Below are 13,662 nucleotides of genomic sequence, written 5' to 3' on the forward strand. Positions count from 1 at the left end.
CATCTCAGGCGGCGTGTTTCGCCGCCGGGCTTTCGGCCTCGGCGCCTAGTTTGCCGACCGCGTCGCCCAACGCAAGCACTTCCTGATCCTTCGAGCCGAGTCGCCGCACGGCAACCGTACCTTCCTCGGCCTCGCGGCGGCCCACCACCAGGATCGCCGGGACATGCGCGTGGCTGTGCTCGCGCACCTTGTAGTTGATCTTTTCGTTCCGCAGATCGGCCTCGACTCGCAGGCCCGCCGTCCGGCACGCGGCCGCAACCTCTTCGGCATAATCATTGGCATCGCTGGTGATCGTCGCCACGACAATTTGGGTCGGCGCCAGCCAGAGCGGGAACCGGCCCGCATGGTTTTCAATCAGGATTCCGAGGAACCGTTCGAAGGATCCGAGGATCGCGCGATGCAACATGACCGGCCGCGCCTTCTCGCCACTCTCGTCGATGTAGCTGGCATCGAGGCGCTCGGGCAGCACGAAATCCACCTGCAGGGTGCCGCACTGCCAGTCCCGGCCGATGGCATCGCGCAAGACAAACTCGAGCTTCGGCCCGTAGAAGGCGCCCTCGCCCGGGTTGAGCGTGAAATCGAGCCCGGCGGCCTTGGTCGCTTCCATCAGCGCCTGTTCCGCGCGGTCCCAGGTTGCGTCATCGCCGGCGCGCACCTCGGGTCGGTCGGAGAACTTCACCGCCACCTCTTCGAAACCGAAGTCCCGATAGACCGACAACAGCAGTTCGCAGAAGGACTTCGTCTCCTCAACGATCTGATCCTCAGTGCAGAAGATATGCGCATCGTCCTGCGTAAACGCGCGCACTCGCATGATGCCGTGCAGCGCGCCCGACGGCTCATAGCGATGACAGGAGCCGAACTCGGCCATGCGCAGCGGCAAGTCTCGATAACTCTTCATGCCGGAGTTGCTGAAGATCTGCACATGACAAGGACAGTTCATCGGCTTCAGCGCCAGCATCCTGTTCGTCGCCGTCGAGGGCGCGTCGTGATCATGATCATGGCCGTGCGCGGCGGGATCGCTTTCGTCCACTTCCGCGACAAACATGTGCTCGCGGAATTTTTCCCAGTGGCCCGAGCGCTCCCACAGCGCGCGATCGACGAGCTGGGGCGTCTTCACTTCCGTGTAGCCGGCCCCGTCGAGCCGGGTGCGCATATATTCCTCGCACGCCCGGTAGAGCGTCCAGCCCTTGGGGTGCCAGAACACCGAGCCGACGGCGGCTTCCTGCATGTGGAACAGGTCCATCTCGCGGCCGATCCGGCGGTGATCGCGCTTCTCGGCCTCCTCGATCATCGTCAGATGGGCCTTGAGCTCTTTCTCGTTCCGCCAGGCCGTGCCGTAGATACGCTGGAGCTGATCGTTCGCCGCATCGCCACGCCAGTAGGCGCCGGCGAGTTTCATCAGCTTGAAGGCTTTGGGCAGCTTGCCCGTCGATGGCAGATGCGGGCCGCGACAAAGATCGACCCAATCACCCTGGCGGTACATCGTGATGTCTTCGCCGTCGGGCAGTTCGCCGACCCATTCGGCCTTGAACGTCTCGCCGTTCTTTTCGAAGTAGGCGCGAACCTCATCGCGCGACCAGACCTCGCGGATGATCTCCTCGTCGCGCGACACGATCTCTTCCATCTTCTTCTCGATGGCCGCGAAGTCATCCGACGAGAAGGCCTCGGCCCGGTGGAAGTCATAATAGAAGCCGTCTTCCGTCGACGGGCCGAAGGTGATCTGCGTGCCCGGGAACAATTCCTGGACCGCCTCGGCCAGCACATGGGCCGCGTCGTGGCGGATCAGCTCGAGTGCGTCCTCGTCCTTGATCGTGATGATCGAAACTTCGGCATCGGCCTCGATGGGCCGGGCGAGGTCGCGGATCTCGCCATCGACCCGGACGGCGAGCGCCGCCTTGGCCAGGCCGGGGCCGATGTCGGCCGCCAACGCAGCTCCGGTCACCGTGCCGTCAAAGACGCGCGTGCTGCCATCGGGCAGTGTGATCGTGACCTGGTTCGCGGATGCTGGGTCTGCCATATCGGTTCCGTTGTCTCTCGAATATCCAAACGCCCGGTTAACCAAAACCGGGCGCGTGTGCGGGATTTAGTCCAGTCGGAGCGCGGCATCAACCTCATCGACGGAAAGATCCGCCAGAAGATCGCTGCGCAGAATGGTCACATCGTCGCCTTTCTGTGCGCACAACGCCGGGTCGGAAGCAAAGGAATAGAGCGCGACTGACGGGCAACCGGCCGTCGCGATAACATGCATCGGCCCCGTGTCGTTGCCGACCGCGCCTTTCGCGCCTCGCGCCAGCACGACGATTTCGGCGAAGCTCGTGTCGGACGTCAGGTCGATTGTCCCGGGGCAGAAGGACGCGATGGTGCCGGTCGCATGGGCATCGGCACCCGCGCCGATCAGCACCGGCGTCACGCCGCGCGCGACGAGCCGCCGCGCCAGTTCGGTGAACGAACCCACCGGCCAGCGCTTCTCGGGGCGATGGGCCGACCCGCCGGGCACGAGCAGAACATAAGGTCCCGTGATGCCGAACCGCGCCGTATCCGCCCGCACCCAGTCAAGCGAGGGTGCCGGGACATGCGCGATTCCCGCGACGGCGAGTTGATCGATTTGCCGGTCGATCGTGTGCATCTCGTCGCGGTCGGGATTCTTGTGCCGCAGTGCCGCGCCGCGCGCGATACCCGACCATTCGGGCCGCGGCCCCGGCAACATGAGCTGATAGTAGAGGCTAGATCGATCGGACGTCTGGAGATCATAGACACGATCGAACATGCCGTATCGCAAGCGGAACCGCAGTCGATACCAGCCCCAGAAGTTTTTCCAGCCCGGTCGGTCATCGACCCAGACCTCGTCGAACCAACCGGAGGCGCCGAGAAAATTGCTGAAGGCCGGTGATGTCAGAAGGGTGATATGCGCGTCGGGGTGATGGGCGCGGATCGCGGCAAACGGGCCCGTCGCCTGAACAACATCGCCCAGCGCCCCCAGCTTGATCACCAGGATACGGGCAAGATTCTTCATGCCCGCGCCTCATGGAGCGCGGCGTAAACCCGCAACGTGTCGGCGCACATGCCGGCCTTGGAAAAATTCTCACGCACATGCACGGCAGCACGCACGGCGAGCGCCTCGCGTCTCGCGGCATCGAGAGTCAGCGCGGATTCGAGCGCGTCCGAGAAGGTCTCGGGGTCACCCGGCGTGAACAACCAGCCGGTCTCACCGGCGAGCACCTGTTCGGTCGCCCCGCCATGATCGGCCACCACCACCGGCCGGCCCATGGCCTGGGCCTCGGCGATCACCCGGCCGAACGCTTCGGGGTCGGTCGAGGCCGACACCACCACGTCGGACAGCATGTAGGCGGCAGGCATGTCTTCACAATGACCGACGATTTGCACGTTGCCCCCGAGGCTCTTTTCGGAAATCTTCTCCTCAAGCTCACGCCGATAGGCCTCGCGCCCCTGATCGGACCCGACCAACAGGCCGGTAATGCGAAATCCCTCCGAGCCCCGCCGCGCCTTGAGCCGCGCCAGCGCCTCGATGAACAGGAGCTGGCCTTTCCAACGGGTCAACCGCCCCGGCAGCGTGATGACGGCATTCTCATCGTCAAGCCGCCAGCGGGTGGAGACATCGATCATCCGGTTGGGGTTGAACCCCTCGGCATCGAAGCGCGCTGTATCGATGCCGCGCGGGATCGTGCGGATCCGCGCGTCGGGGACCGCATAGTTGTCCTTGATATGGGCCGTGATGAATTGCGAATTGGCGATCACGATATCGCCGTCGGCCATCACGGCGTTGTACCGCTTCTTCAGGGCGCCGAACGTCCCGCTGCCGAAATTATAGGTGCCGTGGAATGTGGTGACGAAAGGCAGCCCCGCCTCCCGGGCCGCTGCGCGGGCGCTCCATGCGGGTGCGCGGGAACGGGCATGCACCAGCTCCACATGTTCACGCTCGATGAGTTCGGCCAGCCGCGCGATGTTGCGGCGGATGATCAGGGGGTTCTTGGACGCGAGCGGCAGCTCGACATGGCGTACGCCACGGCGTTCGAGCTCCGCAACCTGTCTGCCCCCCGAAGAGGCGACGATCGCCGTCTTACCCGCCAGGACCAGCGCTTCGGCCACATCGATCGCGCTTCGCTCGACTCCGCCGCCGCCGACATCGAGCGACGGCAACACCTGCAACACCACCGGCAGTCGCGCCGCCGTCTCACGCGCTATGGCTTCGCTGGCCGCACTCGCCGCAGCATCCGCCAGGGTGTTAGAATCGGGACCGTCGTTCATTCCGCTAAGTTCTTGTCCTGATGGTTTCCGCCGACATCCACACTGTCAACGCCGCAGACGGTACCGCCCTCGCATATTGCGCGACGCCGGTGCAAGCGCCGGTCGCCGACACGCCGATTACGCAGGCACCCGGCCCCAGGCCCGGTGTCGTGTTCCTGGGTGGTTTTATGTCCGATATGACCGGCCAGAAGGCAACTGTTTTGGAGGCATGGGCACGCGCAAGCGGCCACGCGTTCCTGCGGCTGGATTATTCCGGCCATGGCGCGTCGGGCGGTGCGTTCCGTGACGGGACCATCGGGCGCTGGCGCGACGACGCGCTCGCCGTGATCCGTCATGCGGGCCATACAGTGCCGGGGTTGGGCGGGGACCTGGTGCTGGTCGGTTCATCCATGGGCGGCTGGATCGCAACCCTCGTGGCGAAGGCGCTCATCGAGCAAACCGACGCGCAAAACGTCGCGGGACTCGTAACGGTCGCCGCGGCGGCGGACTTCACCGAGGATCTGCTGCCCGCGCGGCTGGGGCCCGAGGCGCTGGCGCAGATCGCCGCGACCGGCTCCTTCGAGGCACCTTCGGAGTATGCCGAAGACCCCTATGTGATTACCGGGGCATTGCTCGACGAGGGCCGCAACCATCTGGTTCTGAAAGCACCGCTGGCGCTGGACATCCCCGTGCGGCTGATCCACGGAACCGCCGACCCGGACGTGCCCTGGACGCAATCGCAGAATCTCATGGATGCGCTGACGTCGGACGATGTCGAACTCATCCTGATCAAGGACGGCGACCACCGCCTGTCGGAGCCCCGCGACCTGGCGCGAATGATCGGTGTGGTCGAACGCCTGTGTGATCAGCTGTCCGACAACAGCGCCGCCAGCCCCGTCCGATAATCGGGATAGGCCAGTTCCACGCCGAGCTCTTCCTTGATCCGTCGGTTCGAGACGCGTTTGGATTCCGCATAGAAACTACGGCCCATTACGGACATCTCGGCGTCTTCGAACGGTATCTCCGGCGGCGGATCGATCCCCAGAAGCGCGCACGCATGGGTCACCACGTCCTGGGGCGGTGCCGGATCGTCGTCGCAAACATTATAGGCCGCGCCCGGATCGGGTCGCGTGATCGAGGCCGCCAAAACCGTCGCGATATCCGCCACGTGGATGCGGCTGAACACCTGACCTTCCCTGACCACGCGACGCGCCATGCCCTTGCGCACCGTCTCCAACGCGTTGCGCCCGGGACCGTAGATTCCCGCGAGACGAAACAGATGGATCGGCAAGCCATACTCGCGCCAAAGCCGGCACCAGCCGGCCTCGGCCGCGACCCGACGCAGGCCGCGTTCGGTCGCCGGTGCGAGTTCGGATGTCTCGTCCACCCAGCCGCCCGCACGGTCGCCATAAACTCCGGTGGTGGAGAGGTAGCCGGCCCAGGCGATGTCGCCCGCCCGCGCCGCAATATCGCCACCATGCAGGCCCAGAACAGGGTCGCCGTCCGCACCGGGCGGTACCGATAAAAGGAGGTGGCTGACACCCTCGAACGCAGCATCCACATCCGCGATCGGCGCCGTCCCGTCGAAAAGATGCGCATCGATGCCGTCTGCCCGCAACGCCGCAACCTTCTCGCCATCACGCACCGTGGCACGCACCTGCCAACCCGCCGGCCGGAGCCGGTCCACCAGGACCCGGGCGCTAAAGCCCAGGCCGAACACCAGTAGAGTTGGAGACGTCATGACTGCCTTTTGATCGCTCTTGTCCGCCATCCTGTCAGGAGCATTTTGCGCGGATCGCCTGGCACTGCTAGACCAGAATGACAGAATAGGAGCCCGCGTGTTGCGCCGTCTATCACCACCCGCCCCCAGGTCCAGCCTGCTTGTCGCCCTGTCGCTGGCCGTCATGCTTGTGGCCGCGTCGTTATTTGTGGCACCCCGCGATGCGCAGGCGCAGGATCGCTACGCGGACATGCCGCCCGGGCAAGCCTACCAGACCTGCCTCGCGACCGCCCGGAGCGACCCTGAAACGGGATTCGAGGCCGCCATTACCTGGCGCGACGAGGGCGGCGGCGCGCCGTCGCGCCATTGCGTGGCGCTGGCACTGTTCGGGCTGGGCCAGTTCACCGAGGCCGCCACGCGCCTCGAAGCGCTCGCCGCCGACATGCCAACAGCCACCACCCGTGAGCAATCCGCGGTCCTCGGGCAGGCCGGCAGTGTCTGGCTCCACGCCGGCGATCTGAGCCGCGCGCATACGGTGCTTACCCAGGCCCTTGAATTCGACTCGACAGACCCCGAAATCTGGATCGATCGCGGCGATGCGCTGGCGCGCGGCGGGGAATATTGGGACGCGGTGGATGATTTTTCGGCCGCGCTCGACCGGGACCATCGCCGACTCGACGCACTGATCTTTCGTGCTGCCGCCTATCGACTCCTCAACGTCCCCGACCTGGCGCGTGACGACATCGCCCGCGCACTCGTGGTCGACCCCGACAACCCCGACGCATTGATGGAACTCGGTGCGGTCCAGGCCGGCGTCGGGGAGTTCGACGCCGCGCGCGAATCCTGGCTGCGGGTGCTGGCCATCGCGCCGGCCTCGCGCGCAGCCGGCGCCGCGCGCGAAGCGTTGCAACAAATGGACGCGAAGGCAGAATAAAGGATTTCCGTCCGGGCCGGTCCGGCCCTAGAAATCCGGGTCCGCGTAATGTTTGGGCGGCGGGATGCCGGGAATATGGTCGGCGAGTATCGGCCGCATGCTGGGGCGTGATTTGACCCGCGCGTACCAGCTCTTCGCCTCGGGGAAATCTTCCCATGGCACGTCACCGACATAATCGACACAGGATATCTGCGCGGCCGCGGCAATATCGGCGAGCGAAAAATCCGGGCCGGCCAGCCAGTCCCGCCGTTCGATGAGATATTCCACATAGGCCAGATGCGTCCCGATATTCACGTGGCCGGCGCGGATCGCGGCGGATGACGGCGCCCCCAGTCCCAGGAAACGCTTGTTGATCTTCTCATCCACCAGATTGACCGTCACTTCGCGCTGGAATTTCTGATCGAACCAGGCCGCCAGGCGGCGGGCCTCGGCGCGCGCCTCGGGTTCGGCCCCCAACAAGCCGGGCTCGGCACAGATTTCCTCGATATATTCACAGATGATGGCGGAGTCCGAGAGCACAATCGGCGGCCCGTCTTCACTGTTCGCCTCGATCATGACCGGCACCTCGCCCGCCGGGTTCAGGGCGAGAAACTCTTCGCGGCGCTCCCATACCTTTTCGATCTCGAGTTCGAAAGGCAGTTTCTTTTCCGCCAACGCAATTCGAACCTTGCGTGCAAAGGGGCAAAGCCAGAGGTGATAGACGGTCCGCATCGCGCGCGCAGCCTAGACGACGCGCGCGATTCAAGGGAAGCGGAGACGGCTCATTCGGGCAGAGAAAAGCGCAACGAATGCCGTTATGCTGCGCGCTTGATCTTGCCTGGAGGAATGAACACATGGCGTCCCAACTGACCCACGAAGCAATCATGCAACGCCTGCACGCCGAACGCGATGCGGGACGCACCATTTATGACGCCCTGTGCGGGTCCGGAATCACGGCAAAGATGGCCGCGCGCGGCGGTGCCGACATGATCACCACCCACATCCTCGCCTATTTCCGCATGCAGGGGCACAGCTCGATGGCCGGCTATCTGCCGATCGGCGACGCGAACGCGATTACCCTGGAACTCGGCGAACGTTCGTTGCTCAATGTCATCGACGATTGCCCGGTCATCGCCGGTATCCTTTGCGTCGATCCGACCCGCGACATGAACCGCTTCGTCGACCAGCTCGCCGCCGCGGGCTATCACGGCGTGATGAACTGCCCGACCGTCGCGCTCATTGACGGGAAGTTCCGTTCGGACCTGGAAGAGACGGGCACCGGCTATGCCCGCGAGATCGAGGTGCTCGGCTATGCCAGCAATCAGGGTCTGTTTACGAAAGCCTTTTGCACCACGCCGGACGAATGCCTGTCGATGGCCGAAGCGGGCGTCGACAACATCATCGTCCATTTCGGCAATTCCTCGGGCGGTACCATCGGCTCTGAAACGGTCATGAACTATGACGACATGGCACAGCGCGTGGCCATCTGTACCGACGCGCTCGCCGCCAAATATGCCGACCGGATCATCACCTGCCATGGCGGGTCGATCGAGACGCCGGAGCATTTCGCGGAGTTCATCAAACTGGCGCCGCAGCTTCACGGCTATGTCGGCGGTTCGTCGGCCGAGCGGTTCCCGATTGAGGATTCGGTGCCCGCGGTCACGCGCGGCTTCAAGGCGGTGAAGACCCGGTAACGGCGCGGCACCGGCTCGCGGCGCTCAGCTGCGTTTGCCGCCAAACCCCCAACCCAGCACCTTGAAGACGAACGCCAGAACCACCCAAATCGCGCACAAGGGTGCCGCGACGATGCCGACCGGCGGCGCCACGAAGATCAGAATGATCGAGACCAGCAGGGCGACGATGGCAACACCCATGGCCTAGGCCCGCCCGTGGCCGCCCGGGCCGCCCTGGCCCTGCCCGAGCGCGCGACCGAGGAACGTCGCCGCGTCATTGACCAGACGCTTCGCCTCGTCGACGACCCCCGAATAGCCGAAAAAGGCATGCAGCATGCCGGGATAGACCTCGAGCACGAAGAAATGCTTGGCGGCCTTCAGCGTCGCGGCAAAGGTCAGGGAATCGTCGCGGATCGGGTCGAGTTCCGCCGCCGCAATGAAGATCGGCGGCAGGCCCGTCGGATCGACCCTGGCAGCAAACGCACGCGGGTCGGATTGGTCGGCCGCATCGGGCACATACCCGTCATAGACCATCTGTGTGTATTCGGTGGTGAGCATGAAGTCGCCGCCGCCGAGTTCCTTCATGGAATCCGATTCCAGATTGTAATCGAGGACGCCGTAAAAGGACGAGATGGCCTTCAGGAGATCGCCTCGGCCCTTGTCGCGCAGCGTGATCGCCACGCCGAGCGCGATACTCGCGCCGGCGGACGCCCCGCCGATCGCGATCCGGCCCGTGTCGAGACCCCAGTCGCCGCCGTTCTCGGCCAGCCACTCGACCACCGCGACAATCTCGTCCACCGGGTCGGGGAATGTGTGTTCCGGCACGTGCACATAGTCGGCACTGACCACCGCCCCGCCCCACGCCGCCGCGATCTCGCGCATCTGGCGATCGTTGGAAAGCGGGCTGCCGATCCGGAAACCGCCGCCGTGGAGATAGACAAACACGGGCAAAGCACCGTCCGCGGACGGCCGATAGAACTGCACCGGAACGTCGCGGAACGGGCCGGGAACCGTCCGCGCCTCGTTGAGCGCCATCTCCGGGCCACCCTCGTTCCAGACCACACGCGCCGCCTCGGCATGCGCACGCACCGCTTCAATGCCTTCGCCTGGGTCACCGAGCTCGGCGACGATTTCGGCGTTGCGCTTGAGCGCGGCGGCCTGCTGCGTATGGATGCGGTCAGTCGGCTTGACCATGTTGTCGTTCGGCATGCTGCCCCCTTGTTCATAAATCCGGCGGGTCAAATATCTGCCGGACACTAGCATCTCGAACCGCCGGGGCAATATGCCCCGATCAGATGTTTCAGATGCCGAATGCAAGCCATCGAAAACGGTATCCAGGCATGACCAATCTCATATCCCGGCGCGTGGCCGGGTGGTATAAGGCGAGTCTCTCCCAGTGTCGGAACCAGGCGTCATGCCGTTATTCGAAATCGCCATTCTCGCCGTCATTCAGGGCCTTACGGAGTTCCTGCCGATCAGTTCCTCGGGCCATCTCCGCCTGGGTTCGGAACTGCTCGGACTTTCGGAAAACACGCTGATCCTGGATGTGGCCGTGCATGTGGGGACGTTGTTCGCCGTGATGGCCTATTTCTGGCGCGACCTGCTGTTTATGCTCGCCGGCCTTTTCGACAATCTACGCGGGCGCAAGCATGACGGCGGCCGTCTGGCGGGCTATCTGACGCTCGCCACCATCCCGATCATCGTCGCCGGCTTCTTCGCGCAGGACCTGGTCGAGAATCATCTCCGCACCCTGGAAATCGTCGGCTGGGCAACCATCGGGTTCGGGGTGTTGCTGTTTCTGGCGGACCGTGCGGGCATGACGATCCTGAAACTCGACCACCTGACCGTTTCCAATGCCCTTATCATCGGCATCGCGCAGGTGCTGGCACTGATTCCCGGTACCAGCCGCGCCGGCATCACCATCACGGCGGCGCGCTTCCTCGGCTACGACCGCAGCGAGGCCGCGCGCTTCTCGATGCTGATGTCGATCCCGGCGATCGGCGGTGCGGGATTGCTCATCGGCCTGCAATTGATCGAAACCGGCAACCCAGTGCTGACCCGCGACGCGCTGATCGCGGCGGGCCTGTCATTCGTAACCGCACTGCTTGCAATCGCACTGTTTCTGCGTTGGCTGCGGTTTGCCGGGTTTGGACCATTCGTGATCTACCGGCTGGCGCTCGGCGCTCTGATCCTGGGCTGGGTGTACGGCGCCTTTTAGTCGGCGTACACGCGCTTCTACTGCGCCATCGACGTGCGGCCGAACCGCCCGCCGCGCCGGTAGCGATGCAAATAGGTCGGCAGGATCGATTCCATCGCGGTGGGGGATATTCCCAGATCGGCCAACGTGAACGCATCCGCACTCACCACATTGTCCGCGCGCAGGGACTTCATCTGGTCGCGGGTGACCGGCGGGTTCGGCAGGATGCCGACAAGGCTCGCCTGGATATCACCGACGAAAAACGGGATCGGCACCAACAGACGGTTGCGGCGGATCTCGCCGAGCATCAGCGCCATCAACTCCGCGAAGCTGGCGACCTTCGGTCCGCCCAGTTCATATGTCCGGCTGCGGGCTGCCGGATCGGTGAGCCCTGCGACAATCGCATCGGCGACGTCGGCGACATACACCGGCTGAAATTTGGTTCTACCCCCGCCGAACAACGGCAAGGCCGGTGACATGCGTGCCATACCGGCGAACAGATTGAAGAAGCCGTCCTCGGGTCCGAAGATCACGGACGGGCGCATGATCACCGCGTCGGGAAACGAGCCGCGGAGTGCGTCCTCGCCAGCCGCCTTCGAGCGGGAATATTCCGACGGCGCGTTGGCGGCCGCGCCGAGTGCGGACACATGCACAAGGGATTCGACGTTTGCGCCGGCCGCCGCAATCCCGATTGCCGCCGGCGCATCCACATGCACGGACTTGAACGTTTGGCGGCCTCGCTCGGCCAGAATCCCCACGAGATTGATGACACCGTCCGCGCCATTTACCGCGCGGGCCACGGCGGCGGCATCGGTCACATCGCAGGCAAAGGGTGTGACCTGCCCGACCTGACCGAGTGGCCGCAGATGCTTGGCGGCCTCGGGGTCACGAACGGCCACCTGCACGGTCAGATCACGGTCGGCCAGCCGCTCGACCACGTACCGACCGAGAAAGCCCGACCCGCCAAATACCGTCACCCGACGTAACGCCATCTCTTTACTCCACTGATGCACCGCATGCGCGGACCCAACCGCTGTATAGCGCCGGGCCGCGCATTCTGCCAAGCTCAGTTGACAGGCGCCACAGCGGGAGTTAGCAACCGCTCGCGCGACGGCGCATCGTGCCCCATCAACTTCGGGACTTCATCGTGGATATCGAGCTTCACCAAAACGACCTGCCCGACGGCATCGATCTGGGCGAGGTGATCGCCGTCGATACGGAGACCATGGGGCTCAATTCGTTGCGTGACCGGCTATGCCTGGTGCAATTGTCGGCGGGCGACGGGGTCGCCCATCTGGTCCAGTTCCCGGCCAACGCCGGCGATGCCTACGACGCACCGAACCTGAAGGCGCTTCTGGCCGACCGCAACCGCCTGAAGCTCTATCATTTCGCGCGCTTTGATCTCGCCGCCATCAGCCGGTATCTCGGCATCGACGCCAGCCCGGTCTACTGCACGCGCACGGCATCGCGGCTGGTCCGCACCTACACGGATCGGCACGGCCTCAAGGATCTGTGCCGCGAACTGCTCGGCGTCGAAATCTCGAAGCAGCAGCAATCGTCGGACTGGGGCGCGGATGAACTCAGCCGCGAGCAGCTCGAATATGCCGCCAATGACGTGTTCTTCCTGCATGAGATCAAGCTGCGACTGGACGCCATGCTCGAGCGCCATGACCGGACGGGGCTGGCGCAGTCCTGTTTCGATTTTCTGCCCGCGCGCGCCGCGCTGGACCTGGCCGGCTGGCCGGAAATCGATCTGCTCGCGCACAGTTAGCGCAGCGCGTGGTTTCATCCACCGAAATCAGGTGGCGGGTTTGACGAGTCATACGGTACAACCCATACTGCAACCGATTGATTCACGGGGATTTCTTGCCATTCACGTGGATCGGCCACCGTTTGAAAATATCCGATTGACCCAACCGTGACCGGGACCGCCAAAACCAATCCGAATCCGCCTGCGGCGTCGCGCGATATCGACGCGGCGCAGCGCGTTTTCCGGCTCGAGGCCGACGCATTGCGCGTGATGAGTGACGCGCTCGACGAAACTTTCGTTACGGCAGTGGACCTTGTTCATCGTGCCCCCGGCCGGACCGTCGTCACCGGGATGGGCAAAAGCGGCCATATCGCCCGCAAGATTTCATCGACCCTGTCGAGCACGGGCACCCCGTCATTCTATGTCCACCCGGGCGAAGCCAGCCATGGCGATCTCGGCATGATCGCGCGCGACGACGTGGTGATCGCGCTTTCCAATTCCGGCGAGACACCGGAATTGAGCGATGTGATCAACTATTGCCGTCGCTTCAACGTACCGCTGATCGCGATCACCGGGCGCGCCGGCTCATCTCTGGCCGACAATGCGGACTGCACACTGCTCCTCCCTGCCGTCGCGGAAGCCTGCCCGATGGGCCTGGCGCCCACCACATCGACCACGGCGATGCTGGCGGTCGGAGATGCACTCGCCATCGCACTCCTCGACCGGCGCGGGTTCACGGCCGAGGATTTCCAGGTCCTGCATCCGGGCGGTCAACTGGGCCAGAACCTGCTGCGCGTCGGCGACCTGATGCACAGTGAAGAAGCGTTGCCGTTGCTCGACGCAGATGCGACCGTCGGCGATGCCATCCTGGAGATGACCACCAAGGGATTTGGCTGCGCCGGCGTGATCGACGATCAAGGCCGGCTCGCGGGCATTATCACCGACGGTGACCTGCGCCGCCACATGTCGGACACATTGCTGCAGCTAACATGCGGACACGTCATGACAGCCGATCCCAAAACCATCCGCGCCCAGGCGCTGGCCTCCGAGGCGCTCGGCCTGATGAATGCGAGCCAGATCACCAGCCTTTTCGTGGCCGAAGACCGGCATCCGGTGGGCATCCTTCACATTCATGATTGCCTGCGCGCGGGCATCGCCTGAACG

General features: G+C 64.5%; 14 protein-coding genes. 6 read left to right on the top strand and 8 right to left on the bottom strand.

The window, feature by feature from the left end:
* Nucleotides 1–4 precede the first annotated feature (4 nt).
* The 3 genes from thrS to ABJ363_01985 all read right to left on the bottom strand — a co-directional run bounded on the left by thrS (nucleotide 5) and on the right by ABJ363_01985 (nucleotide 4,266).
* Nucleotides 5–2,017, bottom strand: a complete 2,013-nt coding sequence (gene thrS / locus ABJ363_01975; protein MEP4377740.1) for a threonine--tRNA ligase — start codon at nucleotides 2,015–2,017, stop codon at nucleotides 5–7.
* A 66-nt stretch (nucleotides 2,018–2,083) separates the two neighbouring features.
* Nucleotides 2,084–3,013 (bottom strand): glycosyltransferase family 9 protein, encoded by a 930-nt coding sequence (locus ABJ363_01980; protein ID MEP4377741.1) that lies wholly within the window; start codon nucleotides 3,011–3,013, stop codon nucleotides 2,084–2,086.
* Nucleotides 3,010–4,266: a glycosyltransferase family 4 protein gene (locus ABJ363_01985; GenBank protein ID MEP4377742.1), complete on the bottom strand. Its 1,257-nt coding sequence runs from the start codon at nucleotides 4,264–4,266 to the stop codon at nucleotides 3,010–3,012. The genes ABJ363_01980 and ABJ363_01985 overlap by 4 nt, the downstream gene beginning before the upstream one ends.
* 20 nt (nucleotides 4,267–4,286) lie before the next feature.
* Between ABJ363_01985 and ABJ363_01990 the strand changes: the two genes are divergently transcribed.
* Nucleotides 4,287–5,150, top strand: coding sequence for an alpha/beta fold hydrolase (locus ABJ363_01990; GenBank protein MEP4377743.1), 864 nt, complete (start codon nucleotides 4,287–4,289; stop codon nucleotides 5,148–5,150).
* Here ABJ363_01990 and ABJ363_01995 read toward each other — a convergent pair.
* The gene (locus tag ABJ363_01995) at nucleotides 5,111–5,986 is read right to left on the bottom strand and encodes an SDR family oxidoreductase (protein MEP4377744.1); all 876 of its coding nucleotides are present in this window, start codon (nucleotides 5,984–5,986) and stop codon (nucleotides 5,111–5,113) included. The genes ABJ363_01990 and ABJ363_01995 overlap by 40 nt on opposite strands.
* A 97-nt stretch (nucleotides 5,987–6,083) precedes the next feature.
* Here ABJ363_01995 and ABJ363_02000 point away from each other — a divergent pair, with 97 nt between their 5' ends.
* Complete coding sequence (locus tag ABJ363_02000) at nucleotides 6,084–6,899, top strand: tetratricopeptide repeat protein (GenBank protein ID MEP4377745.1); 816 nt, start codon at nucleotides 6,084–6,086, stop codon at nucleotides 6,897–6,899.
* Nucleotides 6,900–6,926: 27 nt separating this feature from the next.
* Here ABJ363_02000 and ABJ363_02005 read toward each other — a convergent pair whose 3' ends face one another.
* On the bottom strand, nucleotides 6,927–7,610 hold the full coding sequence (locus ABJ363_02005) for a glutathione S-transferase family protein (GenBank protein ID MEP4377746.1): 684 nt from the start codon (nucleotides 7,608–7,610) through the stop codon (nucleotides 6,927–6,929).
* A 122-nt stretch (nucleotides 7,611–7,732) separates the two neighbouring features.
* On the opposite strand from ABJ363_02005, the gene ABJ363_02010 reads away from it, so the two are divergent.
* Nucleotides 7,733–8,572, top strand: coding sequence for a phosphoenolpyruvate hydrolase family protein (locus ABJ363_02010; GenBank protein MEP4377747.1), 840 nt, complete (start codon nucleotides 7,733–7,735; stop codon nucleotides 8,570–8,572).
* 24 nt (nucleotides 8,573–8,596) lie between these two features.
* On the opposite strand, the gene ABJ363_02015 is transcribed toward ABJ363_02010, so the two are convergent.
* On the bottom strand, nucleotides 8,597–8,752 hold the full coding sequence (locus ABJ363_02015; protein ID MEP4377748.1) for a hypothetical protein: 156 nt from the start codon (nucleotides 8,750–8,752) through the stop codon (nucleotides 8,597–8,599).
* A 3-nt stretch (nucleotides 8,753–8,755) separates the two neighbouring features.
* The gene (locus tag ABJ363_02020; GenBank protein MEP4377749.1) at nucleotides 8,756–9,760 is read right to left on the bottom strand and encodes an alpha/beta hydrolase fold domain-containing protein; all 1,005 of its coding nucleotides are present in this window, start codon (nucleotides 9,758–9,760) and stop codon (nucleotides 8,756–8,758) included.
* Nucleotides 9,761–9,965: 205 nt separating this feature from the next.
* On the opposite strand from ABJ363_02020, the gene ABJ363_02025 reads away from it, so the two are divergent.
* Nucleotides 9,966–10,769, top strand: coding sequence for an undecaprenyl-diphosphate phosphatase (locus ABJ363_02025; protein ID MEP4377750.1), 804 nt, complete (start codon nucleotides 9,966–9,968; stop codon nucleotides 10,767–10,769).
* Between the two features lie 17 nt (nucleotides 10,770–10,786).
* Here ABJ363_02025 and ABJ363_02030 read toward each other — a convergent pair whose 3' ends face one another.
* The gene (locus ABJ363_02030; GenBank protein ID MEP4377751.1) at nucleotides 10,787–11,740 is read right to left on the bottom strand and encodes a complex I NDUFA9 subunit family protein; all 954 of its coding nucleotides are present in this window, start codon (nucleotides 11,738–11,740) and stop codon (nucleotides 10,787–10,789) included.
* Between the two features lie 155 nt (nucleotides 11,741–11,895).
* Between ABJ363_02030 and ABJ363_02035 the strand changes: the two genes are divergently transcribed.
* A complete protein-coding gene (locus tag ABJ363_02035) occupies nucleotides 11,896–12,519 on the top strand; it encodes a ribonuclease H-like domain-containing protein (protein MEP4377752.1) in 624 nt (207 codons plus the stop codon).
* Nucleotides 12,520–12,666: 147 nt separating this feature from the next.
* On the top strand, nucleotides 12,667–13,659 hold the full coding sequence (locus ABJ363_02040) for a KpsF/GutQ family sugar-phosphate isomerase (GenBank protein MEP4377753.1): 993 nt from the start codon (nucleotides 12,667–12,669) through the stop codon (nucleotides 13,657–13,659).
* Nucleotides 13,660–13,662: the final 3 nt, after the last annotated feature.

The sequence above is a fragment of the Alphaproteobacteria bacterium genome (genome assembly GCA_039980135.1).
Classification (GTDB): domain Bacteria; phylum Pseudomonadota; class Alphaproteobacteria; order UBA6615; family UBA6615; genus UBA8079.

Bases quoted from the DNA above. Each gene is read 5' to 3' on its own strand.
- thrS (MEP4377740.1), bottom strand. From the start codon at position 2,017: ATGGCAGACCCAGCATCCGCGAACCAGGTCACGATCACACTGCCCGAT.
- ABJ363_01980 (MEP4377741.1), bottom strand. From the start codon at position 3,013: ATGAAGAATCTTGCCCGTATCCTGGTGATCAAGCTGGGGGCGCTGGGC.
- ABJ363_01985 (MEP4377742.1), bottom strand. From the start codon at position 4,266: ATGAACGACGGTCCCGATTCTAACACCCTGGCGGATGCTGCGGCGAGT.
- ABJ363_01990 (MEP4377743.1), top strand. From the start codon at position 4,287: ATGGTTTCCGCCGACATCCACACTGTCAACGCCGCAGACGGTACCGCC.
- ABJ363_01995 (MEP4377744.1), bottom strand. From the start codon at position 5,986: ATGACGTCTCCAACTCTACTGGTGTTCGGCCTGGGCTTTAGCGCCCGG.
- ABJ363_02005 (MEP4377746.1), bottom strand. From the start codon at position 7,610: ATGCGGACCGTCTATCACCTCTGGCTTTGCCCCTTTGCACGCAAGGTT.
- ABJ363_02010 (MEP4377747.1), top strand. From the start codon at position 7,733: ATGGCGTCCCAACTGACCCACGAAGCAATCATGCAACGCCTGCACGCC.
- ABJ363_02015 (MEP4377748.1), bottom strand. From the start codon at position 8,752: ATGGGTGTTGCCATCGTCGCCCTGCTGGTCTCGATCATTCTGATCTTC.
- ABJ363_02020 (MEP4377749.1), bottom strand. From the start codon at position 9,760: ATGCCGAACGACAACATGGTCAAGCCGACTGACCGCATCCATACGCAG.
- ABJ363_02025 (MEP4377750.1), top strand. From the start codon at position 9,966: ATGCCGTTATTCGAAATCGCCATTCTCGCCGTCATTCAGGGCCTTACG.
- ABJ363_02030 (MEP4377751.1), bottom strand. From the start codon at position 11,740: ATGGCGTTACGTCGGGTGACGGTATTTGGCGGGTCGGGCTTTCTCGGT.